Below are 17,276 nucleotides of genomic sequence, written 5' to 3'. Positions count from 1 at the left end.
CTTGCATCAATAGCAGTCATGACAGTCTTTCCAGTGCTTGCTGCGCCGCAGCCTGTTCGGCCTTGCGGCGGCTGGTGCCGACCCCGACCAGCGGACCATCCAGGCCATCCACGTCACACTGGACGGTGAACTCCTGGTTGTGGGCTTCGCCCTTGACGTTGGTCACTGTGTAGGTCGGCAGGGATTTGCGGCTTCCCTGCAAAATTTCCTGCAGCCGGGTCTTGGGATCCTTCTGCTCTATGCCTGGTTTTATCTCGTCCAGGCGGCTGGCGTACCAGCCGAGCAACAAAGTCCGCACCCGCTCCAGATCGGTATCCAGATAGACGGCGCCGATCACCGCCTCGACAGTGTCGGCCAGGATAGACTCGCGACGGAACCCGCCGCTTTTCAGCTCGCCGGGCCCCAGGATCAGGTGATCCCCGAGGTCGAACTCCCGGCCGAGTTCGGCCAGGGTCTTCTCCCGCACCAGGGTGGCGCGCATCCGGCTGAGATCCCCTTCCGCCGCTTGCGGAAAGCGGTGGAAGAGGTCATCGGCAATCACCAGACTCAGGATGGAGTCCCCCAGAAATTCCAGTCGCTCGTTGTGACGGGAACCGGCGCTGCGGTGGGTCAGCGCCCGGGTCAGCAGCTCTTGATCCTGAAAGACATGCCCGAGACGGGACTGCAGTCTGTTCATCTTGATATTCATTTACTTGATTCCGCCAATGCGGTTGAAGCGCACACCGGTCGGCACCCAGCTTGGCAAGCTGGATCCTTCCTCGCGCTCAAATTCGAAACTGATCCAGATGGCAACCGCCTTGCCCACCAGGTTCTGCTCGGGCACGAAGCCCCAGAAACGACTGTCGGTACTGTTGTCGCGGTTGTCACCCATCACGAAATAGTGGCCTTCCGGCACCACCCACTCATCCGGGTAGGTACCGGGCTGGCGATAGTAGCGATCCACCAGGTCCGGCATCAGGGGGTTGCGCAGGGTCTCGTGAGAAACTGTGCCCAGCTGCTCGGTGTAGCGATCCAGCGGGATCCCCATCTGGCTGAACTCCCCCCGTTGCTCGAACTTGACGTCGAGCTTCTTGAAGCCCGGGCACGTTTTCCCTTCCTGCTCCTCGCACTTGGGCCGGATCATCAGCTCCTTGTTGCGATAGATCACCCGATCGCCGGGCATGCCGACCACCCGCTTGATGTAGTCCACCCGGGTATCCAGCGGATACTTGAACACCACCACATCGCCACGCTCGGGAGAACCTGTCTCGAGGAACTTGGTGTTGGTCACGGGATCACGCAGGCCGTAGGCGAACTTCTCCACCAGGATGAAGTCGCCCACCAGCAGGGTGGGCATCATGGAACCAGAGGGGATCTGGAACGGCTCGAAGATGAAGGAACGCAGGATCAGCACCAGCGCGATGACCGGGAAGACACCGCCGGTCTGCTCGATCCAGACCGGCATGGGAGCCACCTTGGCCAGCGTCTTCTCATCGATGTTCGAGCCGGCGTTGGCACGGGCAGCCGCAATCTTGGCTGCCCGTTGCTTGGACCAGACCAGCTTGTCGACTGTCCAGATGATGCCGGTCAGCAGAGTGACTATGGCCAGGATCAGGGAAAAGGTGCTTGCCATCTATTAATCCTTTCCGACGTGGAGAATGGCGAGGAAGGCCTCTTGCGGCACGTCGACACGGCCCAGGGACTTCATCCGCTTCTTGCCTTCTTTCTGCTTGTTCAGCAGCTTTTTCTTCCGGCTCACGTCACCGCCGTAGCACTTGGCGGTCACGTCCTTGCGCAGGGCCTTGACCGTGCTGCGGGCGATGATCTGGTTGCCGATGGACGCCTGAATGGCGATGTCGAACATCTGGCGCGGGATCAGCTCACGCATCTTCTCAACCACCTGGCGACCGCGATACTGGGCGTTCTCCTTGTGGGTGATGATGGCCAGGGCATCGACGCGCTCACCGTTGATCATGATGTCGAGGCGGACCATCTCGGAGGTTTCGAAGCGCTTGAAGCCGTAATCCAGGGAGGCGTAGCCGCGACTGGTGGATTTCAGGCGGTCGAAGAAGTCGAGCACCACTTCCGCCATCGGGATCTCGTAGGTCAGCGCCACCTGCTTGCCGTGATAGACCATGTTGGTCTGCACGCCACGCTTCTCGATACAGAGGGTGATCACGTTGCCCATGTACTCCTGCGGCAACAAGATGTTGCACTCGGCGATGGGCTCGCGCATCTCTTTGATATTGTTGACCGGAGGCATAGCCGCCGGGCTGTCGATGTGGATGGTCTCGCCGTTGTTCAGCTCGATTTCATACACTACGGTCGGTGCCGTGGTGATGAGATCCAGATCGTATTCCCGCTCCAGACGCTCCTGGATGATCTCCATGTGCAGCATGCCGAGGAAGCCACAACGGAAGCCGAAGCCCAGTGCGGTGGAGCTTTCCGGCTCGAAGAACAGGGAGGCATCGTTCAGGGAGAGCTTGTCCAGCGCATCGCGGAACGACTCGTAGTCATCGCTGGAGATGGGGAACAGACCCGCATAGACCTGCGGCTTCACCTTCTTGAAGCCGGCCAGCGCCTTGTCGGCACCGTTCTTGGCCTGCGTCAGGGTATCGCCCACAGGGGCGCCGTGGATGTCCTTGATGCCGCAGACGACCCAACCTACCTCGCCACAACCCAGGCCCATGGTGTCCACTTGCTTGGGGGTGAAGATACCGATGCGATCCACGCCCCACACCTGACCGGTGCTCATCACCTTGATCTTGTCGTTCTTCTTGAGCGAACCGTTCTTGATACGCACCAGGGAGACGACGCCCAGGTAGGAGTCGAACCAGGAGTCGATGATCAGCGCCTGCAGCGGGGCATCCGGATCACCTTCCGGTGACGGGATACGGGCCACTATCTCTTCCAGCACCAGATCGACACCCAGGCCGGTCTTGGCGGAGCAACGCACCGCATCGATGGCGTCTATGCCGACTATGTCCTCGATCTCTTCCGCAACCCGCTCGGGTTCTGCGGCAGGCAGATCGATCTTGTTCAGGATGGGCACCACTTCCAGCTCCATCTCCATGGCGGTGTAGCAGTTGGCCAGAGTCTGTGCCTCAACCCCCTGACCGGCATCCACCACCAGCAGAGCCCCTTCACAGGCCGCCAGGGAGCGAGAAACCTCGTAGGAGAAATCCACGTGGCCCGGGGTGTCGATAAAGTTCAGCTGATAGGTGTTACCGTCTTGTGCCTGGTAGTTCAGGGTCACACTCTGTGCTTTGATGGTAATGCCGCGCTCGCGCTCCAGATCCATGGAGTCAAGCACCTGAGCCTGCATCTCGCGGTCGGACAGGCCGCCACAAGTCTGGATCAGACGGTCCGACAGGGTCGATTTACCGTGGTCGATGTGCGCAATAATCGAAAAGTTACGAATGTGTTTCATCGAGCAAGAATCACTCAAAATTAAGTTAGGGTCGGATATGAGGGCAGGATTTTACTGGATAACCAGGTCGACGGCCAATCTTTAGTCGGCGGGCACCAGAAATAGCGCCTTGTCTGGCGGGCCCTCGGCACCAAAACGGCGGCGACGGAGCCAGAAAAGGGTAACGCCGCTCAGGAGAGGTGACGGGTATTGAGTACCACGCCGAGCATGCGGGGACCATATTCCCCTTGCTCGAGCCGGGCAGAAAAGTAACGAACCAGTAAAAATCCGATGGTGCCACCGAGCAAGCAACTGAGGATGGTGACGCCCTCCCCCGCCGACAGCAGCGGCGCCAACCAGAGCTGGCCGAGCAGGGCACCGAGTAGCAGGCAGAACAGCGGCAGCACATAAACCAGGGCCGCGCCGCGCAGGATACTCGCCTGGGGAATGCCAAGCCTGATTTGCTGACCGACCAGAACCTCGGCGGTCAGCGCCACCCGCAGTCGCTGCGACTTCAGGGGAAAGGCCTTGGCGACTGTGCCGGTACCGCAATTGGACTGCTGGTGGCAGCCGCTGCAGGCTGAACGCCGTTCACACTCCACCCAGGCAAAAGCCCCCTCGACGGCCACCACGGTTGCCAGCTCTTCGCTCATGTTACTCACAAGATGACTCCAGACGAACGGCTATGGACTTACCCGATCTCAGCACGGTCGTCCCGGTTCGGCAAGTGGCCGCATGCCACCTCACTGAACCGCCTCGTTGCGGGCCAGCGGCTGCACCGACTCGGCGATGCGCTTGGCCGTCTCGGTAGGGACTTCCCCGACCACGGTGATCTCCACGCCGACCTCGTTGACGAAGCTCACCAGTGAAGTGGCCCCCTGGCGGATCAATTGCTGACGCACCGCCTGCTTGGGATCGACCCGGGAGACATAGACGGAGAGATCCACCACGCCGTCCGACAGCATCATGTAGTCCACCGGCAGGCTGGTGCTGACCAGCTGGTGCCTGTCCTGAGAGAGCACCTTGAATCCACCCGGCAGCCAGGTCAGGTGCCAGTTCAGGGTCTGCTGGGGAGCGGGATAGGCGTCTTCCAATGCCAGCACATCGGGCAGCTTGCTGCGGGCCAAGGTGACAAGCCAGGGCGCGGGCGCCGGCTGCCTGTCCAGATCTACCCCCAGCACCTGCTCCACCAGGTTGCCTTCCTTGTCCACCATGTCCACCCGCAGCAGCAGATGACTCTGCTCATCGACCCAGAGTACAAAGCCGTACTTGTCCGCCTCCTTGGGCACCAGTCTCACGACTTGCGCCACCAGACCGGCCACCCGGCTACGACCGGCCAGCACGGGGTCATAGCTTTCCAGCACCCGGGGCAGCGGCATCCTCACCAGACTCGACCATACGCCAGGAAAACGCGCCCCCTTCAGTGTGTAGGGTTCGTGGGTGTTCTCGAAGAAGGTGTATTCATTCTGGCGTTGCAGGTACTCCACCGCCTTGCCGTCGAGGTAGCTCAGATGAGCAACCTCCTTGCCATCGATCACCCCGTGACTGAAACGAATGGGCTCGAGGCGTCCCTGACGGGCCTTGACCATGGACAACTCAAAATTTTGTTGCGAAACGGCACTCTGCATCTGCTGCAACAAGGCCTCGGCCGACAGATCGTCGGCCGAGGCCTTGGCACAAATCAGCAGGAGAGAGGCCAGCAGAATGAGGCTGGACTGGCGCACGGTCTGATCCCTAAAGATGCGTTATTCCTGAATCTGCTTGTCTTGCAGCAGACGCTGTTGCAATTGATGGTCTCGCAGGAAGGCGTTGATACGCTCGCGCTGCTCCTGCATCTGTTGCTCGTTCAAGCCTTGCTGGCGAGGAGTGGCGCGGTTGCCCTCCTGGGGATAGTGCACACTCACTGGCGTCGCACTGCCACCGACCGGTATGGTGTTGAGCACAGGGTTGGCCGGCATGCCGTCGCTGCCCTGGTACTGCTGCACCCCGAAGATGACGGCGGCGGCCACCGATGCGGCAATGGCGTACTGCCCCATCTGTTGGCCAAACCGGCGGACCAGAGGTATTACCTTGCCAGCAGGCTTCACCTGAGGCATAACAGGTTGCACCAGCTTGGGCGCCAGTATGACGGGTTCATCTTCCAGTGCCAGCATGATGCTGTCACTGAGATCCAGTTGCAGATTGACCGGCAGGTCTCCCCGCATGGCATCACCGATCAGATGGTAACGAGCCCAGGTATCTTGCAGAGCGGGATCCGTTCCCAGCTCGTTCAGAACCTCCATGTCGCTGAGGTCACCATCCATCAGGGCTGAAAGTTGCTCTTTATTTGCCATAAGTTTGCCTGTCTTTCCCCAGTTTAATTCTCGATCAGAGGTTGCAGCTTTTTATCGATTGCTTCCCTCGCCCGAAAGATACGGGATCTCACCGTACCCACAGGGCAATCCATGATCTCCGCAATCTCTTCGTAGCTCAGCCCTTCCATTTCACGAAGGGTGATCGCTGTTCTCAAGTCTTCTGGCAAGGCTTCTATGGCGGCAAACACGGTACGCTTGATCTCGTCGGTCAGCGCCAGATTTTCCGGGGTGGCCACTTCTTGCAGGGCTTCACCACCACCATAATATTCAGCCTCGTCCGCTTCGACATCACTGCTGGGCGGTCTGCGCCCCTGTGAGGTCAGGTAATTTTTGGCCGTGTTGACGGCGATCCGATACAACCAAGTGTAAAACGCACTCTCGCCACGGAATGTCGGCAACGCCCGGTAAGCCTTGATAAAGGCCTCCTGCGCCACATCCGGCACATCGCCCGGATTGTTGACATACCTGGCCACCAGGTTGACCACCTTATGCTGGTATTTTCTTACCAACAGGTTGAATGCATTTTTATCGCCACGCTGGACCCGTTCAACCAGCTGTTCGTCCAGTAGATTCTGGTCGCTCATCAGAGCCGTAAAACCCCCATCAGGTTATCGTTCTTCTTTTCCGGCCCCTTCTAAGCGCACAAGTTCAGACAGGAGGAATCAGAGAAAGTTCGCTTGCATTGAAAAAAATGTGATGCAGGCTGCATCACAACCCCCCTTGGGCTACCATGGGGCCAGTTCTTAATCCAGGCCAATGATACTTATGAAAGCAAGTGTTGAATACCTTTGCGACGTACTGATCATTGGCAGCGGTGCCGCCGGTCTGTCCCTCGCGTTGCGATTGGCAGACCAGGCCAAAGTCCTGGTTCTGAGCAAGGGGCCCATCAGTGAAGGGGCCACTCTCTATGCGCAAGGAGGCATCGCTGCCGTGTTCGACGAGACCGACAGCATCGAATCCCATGTGAGCGACACGCTCAACGCTGGCGCCGGGCTGTGTGACCCGGCCGTGGTGGAGTTCACCGCCCGCAACGCCCGCGACTCCATCCAGTGGCTGATCCAGCAAGGTGTCCCCTTCGATCAGGAGGAGGATGCCGAGGGGGAATCCCACTATCACCTGACCCGGGAAGGGGGTCACAGCCATCGCCGCATCTTCCACGCGGCGGACGCCACCGGCAAAGCGGTGCAGCTCACCCTGATCGATCAGGTACGCGCCCACCCCAACATCCAGTTGATGGAGCGCTTCAACGCAGTCGATCTCATTACCACCCGCAAGCTGGACCTGCCAGGCAACCGGGTACTCGGCGCCTACGTCTGGAATCGCAACGTCGAGCAGGTCGAGGTGATCCGCGCCCGCTTCGTGGCACTGGCCACCGGCGGCGCCTCCAAGGTGTATCAGTACACCTCAAACCCGGACGTGAGCTCGGGGGACGGCATCGCCATGGCGTGGCGCGCTGGCTGTCGGGTGGCGAACCTGGAGTTCAACCAGTTCCATCCCACCAGCCTGTTCCATCCCGATGACCCCAACTTCCTGCTGACCGAAGCGTTGCGCGGGGAAGGGGCCTATCTGCGCCGTCCCGATGGCAGCCGCTTCATGCCAGACTTCGACGAGCGGGCCGAGCTGGCACCCCGTGATATCGTCGCCCGCGCCATCGACCACGAGATGAAGCGACTCGGGGCCGACTGCATGTATCTGGACATCAGCCACAAACCGGCCGACTTCATCATCAAGCACTTCCCGACCATTTATGAGCGCTGTCTCGCGGTGGGCATCGACATCACCAAGGAGGCGATGCCCATAGTACCGGCGGCCCACTACACCTGTGGCGGCGTGATGATCGACAACAACGGCCAGACCGACATCCCCGGCCTCTACGCCATCGGCGAGGTGACCTACACCGGGCTGCACGGCGCCAACCGCATGGCCTCCAACTCCCTGCTGGAATGCGTGGTCTACGCCCATCAGGCGGGGGCCGACATCCTGGCCAAGCTCCCGACCAGCGTGGAACCACCCCATCTACCCGCCTGGGACGAGAGTCAGGTGGATGACTCGGACGAACAAGTGGTGATCCAGCACAACTGGCACGAGTTGCGGCTGATGATGTGGGATTACGTGGGGATAGTGCGCACCAACAAACGGCTGGCGCGCGCCAAGCGCCGCATCGACCTGCTCAAGCAGGAGGTGCAGGAGTACTACGCCAACTTCCGCGTCTCCAACAACCTGCTGGAGCTGCGCAACCTGTTGCAGGTGGCCGAGCTCATCGTCAACTGTGCCCTGGAGCGCAAGGAGTCCCGCGGGTTGCACTACAACCTCGACTACCCGGACATGCAAGCAAACCCCAAGCCGACAGTGCTGACGCCGGATCGGGAGTGAATGACTCCCACCACCGTCAATCAGATGACCCCGCCCCGGCGGGGTCATCTGTTATGGGGTGAATCTGGCGGTTTGGGCAGGGCGAGGTGGATGGCGCGGGCCAGGGCGCGGTAATGCTCGGGTGCCAGGGCGTCGGAGAAGAGCCAGAGGCGGCGCTCGGCGCCCTCTTCTGTCTGCAACCTCAGCCAGAGCACACCGGGCAGGATACGGCTGCGGTCATCCAGCCGATGACGTCGGCCTTGCCACTCCAGCCACTCTCCGTCCCAGCAGAGCGCATCGCCCCTCTGCATGACGGGGCGCCAGGCCAGCCAGAGCCCCAGCAACCAGCAGGGGAGAAACAGCCCCCATTGCCAGCCATGGATCAGAGCGGCAACCGGCCAGAGCAACAGCAGAAACAGGGCAAGCAGCAGCATGCGCTGCCGCCGGGAGGGGATGACGGGCATCAGGACCCGCATCAGGAATCAACTCAGACGATCATGACGGGCCTGATTGCGTTCCAGGATCAGGGGGATCATGGCGGCGAAATCGGGATCGCTCGGCACACCATGGCCCATGCTCCAGCGGAACAGTTCGGGATCCTCGCACTCCAGCAGGCGGATGAAGGTCTGCTGCTGTGCTTCGCTCAGGGAGTCGAACTCGTGCTCGAAAAAGGGCATAAATATCACATCCAGCTCGAGCATGCCGCGACGGCAGGCCCACTTCAGGCGGGACTTTTCAATTGGGCTCAACATGGAACTCTCCTTACAAAGACCCGGGGATGGTAGCAGCTGGATTTTCCGGCTGACAAACATTCCTTACGTCTTTACCATGCAGGTCACATACTTTCTGTCTCTGGAATACCATCGTGAGCCTGCCGACCCCTGTTCTTCCTGCCGAGCCAACCCTGTTTCCCCTGACCGATCTGGCCATCACCCGCCTCACCGGCAATGATCGCGTGAAATATCTGCAAGGCCAGGTCACCTGCGACGTCAATACCCTGCAACCGGGCCAAAGCACCCTCGGCGGCCATTGCGACCCCAAGGGCAAGCTGTGGAGCGATTTTCGCCTGCTCTGCCTCGATGAAAGCCTGCTGCTGCTGACCAAGCCGTCGGTGCTGGCGCGCCAGTTGCCCGAACTCAAGAAGTTTGCGGTGTTCGCCAAGGTCGAGATCGGCGAGTTCCAGGGCCAGGCGATCGGTCTGGCCGGTCAGGGTACGGATGCCTGGATCGCGGCGCAATACGGCCTTCAGGAAACCGGCCTTGTCGAGGGGGGCATGGCGGTCAGGGTGGAAGCCGAACGATGGTTGCTGGTGAGCGAACAACCGCTCGATATCGGCTTGCCCGTCGGACAGGAATCACTCTGGTGGGGTCTGGATATCAAGGCCGGCATCCCGCACCTGGAGGCGGTTCATCAGGGTGAGTACATTCCCCAGATGCTGAACCTGCAGGCCCTGGACGGCATCAGCTTCACCAAGGGCTGCTACATGGGACAGGAGATAGTGGCGCGCGCGAAGTACCGTGGTGCCAACAACCGCGCCCTCTTCGTGCTGGCCGGGCAGGCCAGTGGCCCCGTTGCCAGCGGCGATACCCTGGAGATCCAGCTCGGTGACAACTGGCGGCGCAGCGGCATGGTGCTGAACGCCTGGCAGCAGGATGGCCAGCTGTGGCTCACCGCCGTGCTGCCAAAAGACACCGAGGCCGATGCCAGTTTCCGCCTCAAGCAGGAGGAAGGCTCCCGCCTTGCCCTGCAACCCCTGCCCTACTCCCTGACCGAGTAAGGTCGGCTAACGAGGTACCCGCGCCAGCAGGGCCTCCTTCAGCCAGCGCCCCGCCTGCCCGAGCGGGCGGGCGCGATACCACTGCAACTCCAGTTCCAGCTCGGCCTGGGGAATGAAATCCGGCTTGAGTACCACCAGCTCCCCTCGCGCCAGCGGCCGGTGCAGCAGAAACTCGGGCACCGCAGACCAGCCCAGCCCCAGCTTGACCAGCTCCAGGATCCCGAGATCCCCCTCGACCCACCACACCTGGGACGAGAGGCGAAAGCGATGGCGCTCCGTGCCCTCCCGCCGCCCCGTCACCATCAGCTGGCGGGCCCCTTGCAGGTCGCTCTCGTGCAGCGGTGTCTTGTGGGCCAGGGGATGATCCGGGGAGACCACCAGGGGCATGGCGACGCTCCCCAGGGAGCGGGAAACCAGCTCCCGCTCGGGGTGCGCCTTCTGGTAGCTGATGCCGAGCTGGGCCCGCCCGCTCTTGAGCAGCTCGGTCACATCTTCCATCAGCGGGAACAGCAGCTCCAGCTCCACCGCCGGGTAGCGGCCGGCGAACGCCTCCAGCAGGGCCCCCAGCCAGGGCAGGTGGGAGTCATCGTCGATGGCGAGCGTCAGGCGCGACTCTATGCCGCTGGCCAGCTCCCCGGCAATGGCCTGCAGCCGCTCACTCTGGGCCAGCAGCACCCCCGCCTCCTGACTGATGCGGGCCCCCGCCTCGGTCAGCACCGGGTAGCGGCCGCTGCGATCGAACAACTCGAGGCCGAGGTCGATCTCCAGGTTGGCAATGGCGGTGCTCACCACCGACTGCGCCTTGCCCAGCCGGCGCGCCGCCGCCGAGAAAGATCCCGTCTCAGCCGCCGCCAGCAACGCCTTGAATTGTTCCAGTGAAGGGGTCATCCGTCTGCTCCTGCTCTGCTCTTGGACCTAGCTCTATCTATTTTAACGATAGATACCAACATGAACCTATCGAATAATAGCGATACATTGGTCGCCATCCACAGAAAGAGATAGATAGAGAGACAGATGATGCGTAATACCCGTGACCGCCTGCGCCACGCCATCGGCTTCGAATTGATTGGCCTGCTGATCGCCGCCCCCCTGGCAAGCTGGGTCACCGGCGTCGGTCTCAACCACATGGGCCCGCTTGCCCTGTTCTTCTCGGTAGTCGCCACCGTCTGGAACTATGTCTACAACATCGGGGTGGACAGGTTGCTGCTACGCCTGCAGGGCCATACCCACAAGAGCCTGTGGCAGCGGGTGCTGCATACCTTGGGTTTCGAGGGGGGCTTGCTGGTCGTCGCACTGCCGGTAATGTCCTGGTGGCTCGACATCGGTCTGCTGGAGGCGCTGCTGCTGGATCTGGGCTTCGTGCTGTTCTACCTGGTCTATGCCTTCATTTACAACTGGAGCTATGACAAGGTGTTCCCCATCCCGGGCCAGGGGGCGCAACGGGTCACGGGTTAACAGAGGAAGGGAATAAAACGAGGCACCATCATGCGGCTGGCATGATGGTGCTGATCTGGAGCCTCAGAAGACAGGCATTCAGGCTTGCGCCTTTACCTCGTCGGCGGGCGTCTCGATCTGGGCCGATTCCTGGTTCAGCATGGCCTCAAGGTCGCTCTGATATTGGTTCAGCATGCGCTGTGCCGCGACCATGTCCCCCTTGTGCAGACGCTCGAACAGATGGTGCTGCACCACACCGTTGAGGTACTCCACCGTGATGGGTTGCTCCAGGGCGGACAGCAGCTCCTCTTTCTCCAGTTCAGCATTGATTTCATCGACACTGGTACGCAGCAGACCGGCCAGTTGCACCAACATGCGGCGTTCGCCTTCACGCAACAGGCTCAACATGCGGTTTCTCTGCTGCTCATTCTGTTGGGTCATACATTTCCTTACGTAGAGTGGGAACAAGCCCGCTCATTCTGCCCTGTCCTTTTCACAGCGTCTATCTCGGGCGCATCACTAATTGAGCGTCCCGCCAGCCGGGCGCGGACCGGGTGCTATTTGCCCCTTTGCCCGGTATAGTAACCGCTGTTCCAGAGGGCCAGAGCGCCCCCGTTGATGAGACTGCCAACCCCATGACCGACGCCATTCTGGTGCTCTGCACCTGCCCTGATGAAGCCAGTGCAGACCTCCTCTGCGAGCACCTCCTCACCCAGCGCCTCGCCGCCTGCATCAACCAGTTACCGGGAGTAAACTCCGTCTATCGCTGGCAGGGGAAAATTGAGCGCGCACGTGAAATCCAGCTCATCATCAAATCCAGGGCCTCGCTGTTCGAGCCCTTGCGTCAGTGCATTCTGGCCCACCACCCTTACCAGGTGCCGGAGATCCTGGCGCTCCCCGCAAGCCAGGGTCATCAACCCTATCTCGACTGGTTGACACAGGAGACCTCATGACACTGTTTCACCTGCTTTCCCCCCTGCTGCTCCTGCTGAGCCTGCTCGCGGTCCCCGTCCAGGCCAGCAGCCAGGATCTGCTCAGCAGTCTCGGCATCGAGACCAATGCCCAGCCCAAATTTCTGAAAGTCGACGAGGCCTTCGCCCTCGAGAGCGAGCAGCAAGGAAACAAGCTGCTGCTGACCCTGCGCCTCGCCGACGGTTACTATCTCTATCGCCACAGCATCGGCGTCAAGGGGGACAACCTCGCCTTCGAGGCGCCCGTGCTGCCTGCAGGCACCGAACATGAGGATGACTTCTTCGGCAAGACCCGGGTCTTCTATCAGGAGCTGAAGATCCCCGTCACCCTGACCGAGGTGGGGGGCTCCGCCAGCCTCAAGATAAGCTATCAGGGTTGCACCGAGGGTCTCTGCTATCCGCCCACCGACAAGCTGATCCCCGTGCAGCCTCTCACTGCCACCAGTGACGCCGCCGGGCAGGCCGGCCCCGCTGACGCCATCAAAGCGCCAGCCAGCAGCCAGCAGGATCGACTGGCGGCCGCCCTCGGCAGCCAGGGCTTCTGGCTCAGCATCGCCGCCTTCTTTGCGCTCGGGCTGGGGCTGGCATTCACCCCCTGCGTCTTCCCCATGTACCCCATTTTGACCGGCATCATCGCCGGTGCCGGTCAGCACCTCTCCACCCGCCGCGCCTTCCTGCTCTCCTTCGTCTATGTGCAGGGGATGGCGGTCACCTACACCCTGCTCGGGCTGGTCGTCGCCTCGGCCGGCTTGAAGTTCCAGGCCGCGCTGCAGCACCCCTATGTGCTGATCGGCCTCTCCATCATGTTCGTGCTGCTGGCGCTCTCCATGTTCGGGCTCTATACCCTGCAACTGCCGAGTAGCCTGCAGACCCGGCTGTCAGGCCTCTCCAACCGCCAACAGGGTGGATCCGTGGTAGGGGTTGCCATCATGGGGATGATCTCCGGCCTGGTCTGCTCCCCCTGCACCACGGCGCCGCTCTCGGGGGCGCTTATTTACGTAGCCCAGAGCGGCGATCTCTGGCTTGGCGGCGCGGCGCTCTATGCCCTGTCGCTGGGGATGGGTCTGCCGCTGCTGCTGCTCGGCACCTCGGGGGGCAAGTTGCTGCCCAAGGCGGGCGCCTGGATGGATGTGATCAAGCAACTCTTTGGTTTTGCACTGCTGGCGGTGCCCATACTGCTGCTGTCACGGCTCTTGAGCGAGCAGATCGCCACCCTGCTCTGGCTCGGCTGGGCGCTGGTGCTGTGTGCCTATCTCTATCACCACAACCAGCATCGCGCCCACTCGCTCGGCAAGAGTCTCGGCGGCTTCGTGCTGTTGCTGGTGATGATGACTCTGGTGGTGGTGGGCAAGGACCTGCTGCTGCCCGAGCCTGGCGTCAAGGCCAGCACCGGGATCCAGGCTCCTCAATTCATCCGCATCAAGACCCTGGATGACCTCAAGACCCGACTCGAGGCCGCCCGCGGCAAGCCGGTGCTACTGGATCTCTACGCCGACTGGTGCGTCGCCTGCAAGGAGTTCGAGCACAAGACCTTCAGCGATCCCGAGGTGCAATCGCGCTTTGCTGACATGGTGCTGCTGCAGGCGGATGTCACCGCCAACGACGATGCGGATGTGGCGCTGCTCAACGGGCTGAACGTGCTGGGGCTACCGACCCTGATCTTCTTCGATCGCGATGGCAACGAGGTAAGCGGTCAGCGGGTGACCGGCTTTATGGGGCCCGCCGAGTTCCTCGGCCAGCTGGACAAGCTGCGCTGAATCATGGCGGTCTGCTTTAGCTCGCGGGCCGCCCTCTCCACTGCGCGTTGATTTTTCTGACCATCCCTTGTATATGACAGGCGCCATGGCAAAATTTTCCCTTTCCCGTCTCGCATCATCCGGAGTTTTGATGAAAAAGTGGTTCATCCCCCTGCTGGCCTGCTGGCTCTATGGCTGCAACTCAGGTCCAGGTGAAGAGGCGATCCAGAGCCAGGTCACCGCCAGGCTGCAGGCCGAGACAGACGCTAACCTGTTCGAGATCAGCGACTTCGCCGTGCTCGACAAGGAGGAGCGGATGGAGGGGGTCTATCTCGTCAGGGTGAGCTACCGGCTCCACTTCAAGCAGGGGCTGGATCAGCTGCAGGTACTGCACGACGAGGATCTGGTCTATGACAGGGTCGGCCCCTTCCAGCAGGAGATGGCGCTGATGGAGCTGGAGCGCAAATACGGCGAATTCGAGGCAGGCCAGGCCCTGGCGCAGGAGAGCCAGGTCTGGATGATGAAGACAGAGCAGGGCTGGCAACTGGCAGAACCGGCGCAGCAGGGATAAGCGCCCTCCTCCCTGCCGCCAGCCCTCCCCCTTAGACTTACAGCAGATCCTTCATCCGGTGCCACAGCATCCCGAGCGCCAGCAAGGGGGAGCGCAGGGCAGGTCCGCCGGGGAAGGTCATGTGGGGCACGCTACTGAAGAGATCGAAGCCCCGGCTCTCCCCCCTGATCGCCTCGGCCACCAGCTTGGCGGCCATGTGAGTGGCATTGAGGCCGTGCCCCGAGTAAGCCTGGGCATAGAACACATTGGGATGCTCCTTGAGGCGCCCGATCTGAGGCAGCCGGTTGGCGCCTATGCCTATCATGCCCCCCCACTGAAACTCGATGGCGGTGCCCGCGAGCTCAGGGAAGACCCGCAGCAGCTTGGGCAGCATAAACGCCTTGATGTCCCTGGGATCACGCCCCGAGTAGTTGCAGGCCCCGCCAAACAGCAGGCGACCATCGGCCGACAACCGGTAGTAGTCGAGCGCCACGTTCTGATCGCACACAGCCATGTTTTGCGGCAGCAGCCGCTGGCGCAGCCGTTTCTCCAGCACCTGGGTGGCGAGTATGTAGGAGCCCGCCGGCAGCACCTTGCCCCCCAGTTCGGGATTGAGCTCATTGAGGTAGGCGTTGCAGCCGATCACCAGGTAGTTGGCGCGGCAGCGGCCGTGGGCCGTGGTCACCTCGACCCGTTCGCCATACTCGATGTGGGTCACCCTGGAGTGCTCGAACAGGGCGACGCCCAGGCTGGCTGCCGCACGGGCCTCGCCGAGCGCCAGGTTGAGGGGGTGCAGGTGGCCTGAGCCCATGTCGATCATGCCGCCGATATAGCGATCCGACCCCACCACTGACCTTATCTCCCCCTTGGGGACCAGCCTGAGTTCATGCCGGTAACCCAGGCTGGCCAAGTGCTCGGCATCCTCCTCAAATCCCTTGAGGTGGCGTGACTTGGTGGCGAGGTCGCAGTAGCCCCAGATCAGATCGCAGTCGATGTTGAACCGCGCGACCCGCTCGCGCACCAGCTGCACCGCCTCCAGCCCCATCAGGTCCAGCTCGCGCACCCCTTGCTCGCCTATCCAGCGGGCAAACTGGCTGGTGTCGTGGCCGATGCCGCGAATGAGCTGGCCGCCGTTGCGCCCAGAGGCGCCCCAGCCGATGCGGTTGGCCTCCAGCAGCACCACCTTGTAACCGGCCTCGGCCAGGTTGATGGCGGTGTTGAGGCCGGTGAAACCGCCGCCTATGATGCAGACGTCGGCATCCAGCTCACCGCTGAGCTCGGGCCACTGCCTATGGTCGTTGCGGGTGGCCGCATAATAGGAGGCCACGTGCTCCTGGTGTCCGTTGTGTCTTCCTGTCTGCATGCTCAGCATCCTGCCTTGGTTGCATTTGTTTACTAAATTAAACGCAGTGTCATCGATAATACCCAGCCCAGGGTCACCATTCCAGCCTCCGTGGATCACAGAAATGTAAAAGGTGTCCCGAAGGACACCTTTTTAGGGGCCAGCCGAGGGCCCAAAATGAAAGAGGCGCCCCGCAGGGCGCCTCTTCAGCAATCAAGATACGGTAACGAATTACAGTACGTTGATGGCGTTCAGGTCGGAGAAGGCTTTCTCCAGACGGGCGATCATGGAAGTCTGACCGGCACGCAGCCATACGCGCGGATCGTAGAACTTCTTGTTCGGCTTGTCGGCGCCTTCCGGGTTGCCCAGCTGGCCTTGCAGGTAGGCTTCGTTGGTCTTGTAGAAGTTCAACAGACCTTCCCAGGTAGCCCACTGGGTGTCGGTGTCGATGTTCATCTTCACGACGCCGTAGGAGATGGATTCGCGGATCTCTTCCAGGGTGGAACCTGAGCCACCGTGGAACACGAAGTCCAGGGACTTGGCCGGCAGACCGAACTTCTCGGAAACGTATTTCTGGGAAGCGTCCAGGATGGACGGGGTCAGCTTGACGTTACCCGGCTTGTAAACACCGTGCACGTTGCCGAAGGAGGCAGCGATGGTGAAACGCGGGCTGATCTTGGACAGACGCTCGTAGGCGTAAGCCACATCTTCCGGCTGGGTGTACAGGGCGGATTGATCCATGTGGCTGTTGTCCACACCGTCTTCTTCGCCACCGGTGCAACCCAGTTCCAGCTCCAGAGTCATGTTCATCTTGGCCATGCGAGTCAGGTACTCGCAGCAGATGTCGATGTTCTCTTCCAGAGACTCTTCGGACAGATCCAGCATGTGGGAGGAGAACAGCGGCTTGCCGGTCTCGGCAAAGTGCTTCTCGCCCGCTTCCAGCAGACCGTCGATCCACGGCAGCAGCTTCTTGGCGGCGTGGTCGGTGTGCAGGATTACCGGTACACCGTAGGCTTCGGCAACGGCGTGCACGTGCTTGGCACCGGAGATGGCACCGATGATGGCAGCCTGCTGGCCTTCCAGCTTCAGACCCTTGCCGGCGGTGAACACGGCACCACCGTTGGAGAACTGAACGATGACCGGGGCTTTGACCTTGGCGGCAGCTTCCAGCACGGCGTTGACGGAGTCGGTACCGACGCAGTTCACGGCAGGCAGAGCAAAGCCGTTCTCTTTAGCGATGGCGAACACTTTCTGAACGTCATCACCAGTGATCACGCCGGGTTTTACGAAGTCGAAAATTTTCTTAGACATGTTTAATCGTCCTGTTCTCGTATGCCGTTAATAAAAAATGGGGGGTTCATCATGAACCGGC

Annotated in this window: 19 protein-coding genes; 6 read left to right on the top strand and 13 right to left on the bottom strand. The window is 61.3% G+C overall.

The genetic code is table 11. From position 1 onward, the window contains the following. Nucleotides 1-16 precede the first annotated feature (16 nt). The 7 genes from rnc to rpoE form a co-directional block, all read right to left on the bottom strand. Nucleotides 17-688 carry a ribonuclease III gene (gene rnc / locus BN1127_RS05030; RefSeq protein ID WP_042648730.1) on the bottom strand — a complete coding sequence of 224 codons (672 nt, stop codon included), beginning with the start codon at nt 686-688 and terminating at the stop codon, nt 17-19. Then, the gene (gene lepB / locus BN1127_RS05025) at nt 689-1,612 is read right to left on the bottom strand and encodes a signal peptidase I (RefSeq protein ID WP_042648729.1); all 924 of its coding nucleotides are present in this window, start codon (nt 1,610-1,612) and stop codon (nt 689-691) included. It abuts the gene before it with no gap. A 3-nt stretch (nt 1,613-1,615) separates the two neighbouring features. Beyond that, nucleotides 1,616-3,409, bottom strand: a complete 1,794-nt coding sequence (gene lepA / locus BN1127_RS05020) for a translation elongation factor 4 (protein ID WP_042648728.1) — start codon at nt 3,407-3,409, stop codon at nt 1,616-1,618. Between the two features lie 170 nt (nt 3,410-3,579). After that, on the bottom strand, nt 3,580-4,041 hold the full coding sequence (locus BN1127_RS05015) for a SoxR reducing system RseC family protein (protein ID WP_005332785.1): 462 nt from the start codon (nt 4,039-4,041) through the stop codon (nt 3,580-3,582). A 90-nt stretch (nt 4,042-4,131) separates the two neighbouring features. Further along, nucleotides 4,132-5,112 (bottom strand): MucB/RseB C-terminal domain-containing protein, encoded by a 981-nt coding sequence (locus BN1127_RS05010; protein WP_042648727.1) that lies wholly within the window; start codon nt 5,110-5,112, stop codon nt 4,132-4,134. A gap of 21 nt (nt 5,113-5,133) precedes the next feature. Beyond that, complete coding sequence (locus BN1127_RS05005; RefSeq protein WP_005332789.1) at nt 5,134-5,721, bottom strand: RseA family anti-sigma factor; 588 nt, start codon at nt 5,719-5,721, stop codon at nt 5,134-5,136. Nucleotides 5,722-5,744: 23 nt separating this feature from the next. Then, on the bottom strand, nt 5,745-6,326 hold the full coding sequence (gene rpoE / locus BN1127_RS05000) for an RNA polymerase sigma factor RpoE (RefSeq protein WP_005332791.1): 582 nt from the start codon (nt 6,324-6,326) through the stop codon (nt 5,745-5,747). A gap of 181 nt (nt 6,327-6,507) precedes the next feature. On the opposite strand from rpoE, the gene nadB reads away from it, so the two are divergent. Continuing rightward, the gene (nadB, locus tag BN1127_RS04995; RefSeq protein ID WP_042648726.1) at nt 6,508-8,115 is read left to right on the top strand and encodes an L-aspartate oxidase; all 1,608 of its coding nucleotides are present in this window, start codon (nt 6,508-6,510) and stop codon (nt 8,113-8,115) included. A gap of 44 nt (nt 8,116-8,159) precedes the next feature. Here the strand turns inward: nadB and BN1127_RS04990 are convergent, their stop codons facing one another. Then, nucleotides 8,160-8,558, bottom strand: a complete 399-nt coding sequence (locus BN1127_RS04990) for a protein YgfX (protein ID WP_082029972.1) — start codon at nt 8,556-8,558, stop codon at nt 8,160-8,162. An 18-nt stretch (nt 8,559-8,576) separates the two neighbouring features. Continuing rightward, nucleotides 8,577-8,846: an FAD assembly factor SdhE gene (locus BN1127_RS04985; protein ID WP_041205030.1), complete on the bottom strand. Its 270-nt coding sequence runs from the start codon at nt 8,844-8,846 to the stop codon at nt 8,577-8,579. A gap of 119 nt (nt 8,847-8,965) precedes the next feature. On the opposite strand from BN1127_RS04985, the gene ygfZ reads away from it, so the two are divergent. Beyond that, the gene (gene ygfZ / locus BN1127_RS04980) at nt 8,966-9,871 is read left to right on the top strand and encodes a tRNA-modifying protein YgfZ (RefSeq protein WP_139750833.1); all 906 of its coding nucleotides are present in this window, start codon (nt 8,966-8,968) and stop codon (nt 9,869-9,871) included. A gap of 6 nt (nt 9,872-9,877) precedes the next feature. Here the strand turns inward: ygfZ and BN1127_RS04975 are convergent, their stop codons facing one another. Further along, nucleotides 9,878-10,759: a LysR family transcriptional regulator gene (locus BN1127_RS04975; RefSeq protein WP_042648724.1), complete on the bottom strand. Its 882-nt coding sequence runs from the start codon at nt 10,757-10,759 to the stop codon at nt 9,878-9,880. A gap of 129 nt (nt 10,760-10,888) precedes the next feature. On the opposite strand from BN1127_RS04975, the gene BN1127_RS04970 reads away from it, so the two are divergent. Then, complete coding sequence (locus tag BN1127_RS04970) at nt 10,889-11,326, top strand: PACE efflux transporter (RefSeq protein WP_042648741.1); 438 nt, start codon at nt 10,889-10,891, stop codon at nt 11,324-11,326. 78 nt (nt 11,327-11,404) lie between these two features. Here BN1127_RS04970 and BN1127_RS04965 read toward each other — a convergent pair whose 3' ends face one another. Continuing rightward, a complete protein-coding gene (locus BN1127_RS04965) occupies nt 11,405-11,746 on the bottom strand; it encodes a hypothetical protein (RefSeq protein WP_041205027.1) in 342 nt (113 codons plus the stop codon). A gap of 194 nt (nt 11,747-11,940) precedes the next feature. Here BN1127_RS04965 and cutA point away from each other — a divergent pair, with 194 nt between their 5' ends. The 3 genes from cutA to BN1127_RS04950 all read left to right on the top strand — a co-directional run bounded on the left by cutA (nt 11,941) and on the right by BN1127_RS04950 (nt 14,583). After that, nucleotides 11,941-12,258 (top strand): divalent-cation tolerance protein CutA, encoded by a 318-nt coding sequence (gene cutA / locus BN1127_RS04960; protein ID WP_005332803.1) that lies wholly within the window; start codon nt 11,941-11,943, stop codon nt 12,256-12,258. Then, nucleotides 12,255-14,033, top strand: a complete 1,779-nt coding sequence (locus tag BN1127_RS04955) for a protein-disulfide reductase DsbD (protein ID WP_042648723.1) — start codon at nt 12,255-12,257, stop codon at nt 14,031-14,033. Before cutA ends, BN1127_RS04955 begins: the two co-directional genes overlap by 4 nt. Nucleotides 14,034-14,163: 130 nt before the next feature. Beyond that, nucleotides 14,164-14,583, top strand: coding sequence for a hypothetical protein (locus tag BN1127_RS04950; protein WP_041205025.1), 420 nt, complete (start codon nt 14,164-14,166; stop codon nt 14,581-14,583). Nucleotides 14,584-14,620: 37 nt separating this feature from the next. Here the strand turns inward: BN1127_RS04950 and BN1127_RS04945 are convergent, their stop codons facing one another. After that, nucleotides 14,621-15,925: an NAD(P)/FAD-dependent oxidoreductase gene (locus BN1127_RS04945; RefSeq protein ID WP_082029970.1), complete on the bottom strand. Its 1,305-nt coding sequence runs from the start codon at nt 15,923-15,925 to the stop codon at nt 14,621-14,623. A gap of 210 nt (nt 15,926-16,135) precedes the next feature. Beyond that, nucleotides 16,136-17,215, bottom strand: a complete 1,080-nt coding sequence (gene fbaA, locus BN1127_RS04940; protein WP_005332814.1) for a class II fructose-bisphosphate aldolase — start codon at nt 17,213-17,215, stop codon at nt 16,136-16,138. Between the last annotated feature and the right edge of the window lie 61 nt (nt 17,216-17,276).

It is taken from the genome of Aeromonas media (assembly GCF_000819985.1).
GTDB lineage: Bacteria > Pseudomonadota > Gammaproteobacteria > Enterobacterales > Aeromonadaceae > Aeromonas > Aeromonas media.
Note: the sequence above shows the minus strand (reverse complement) of the source record. Positions and strands in the feature narration are given on the sequence as shown.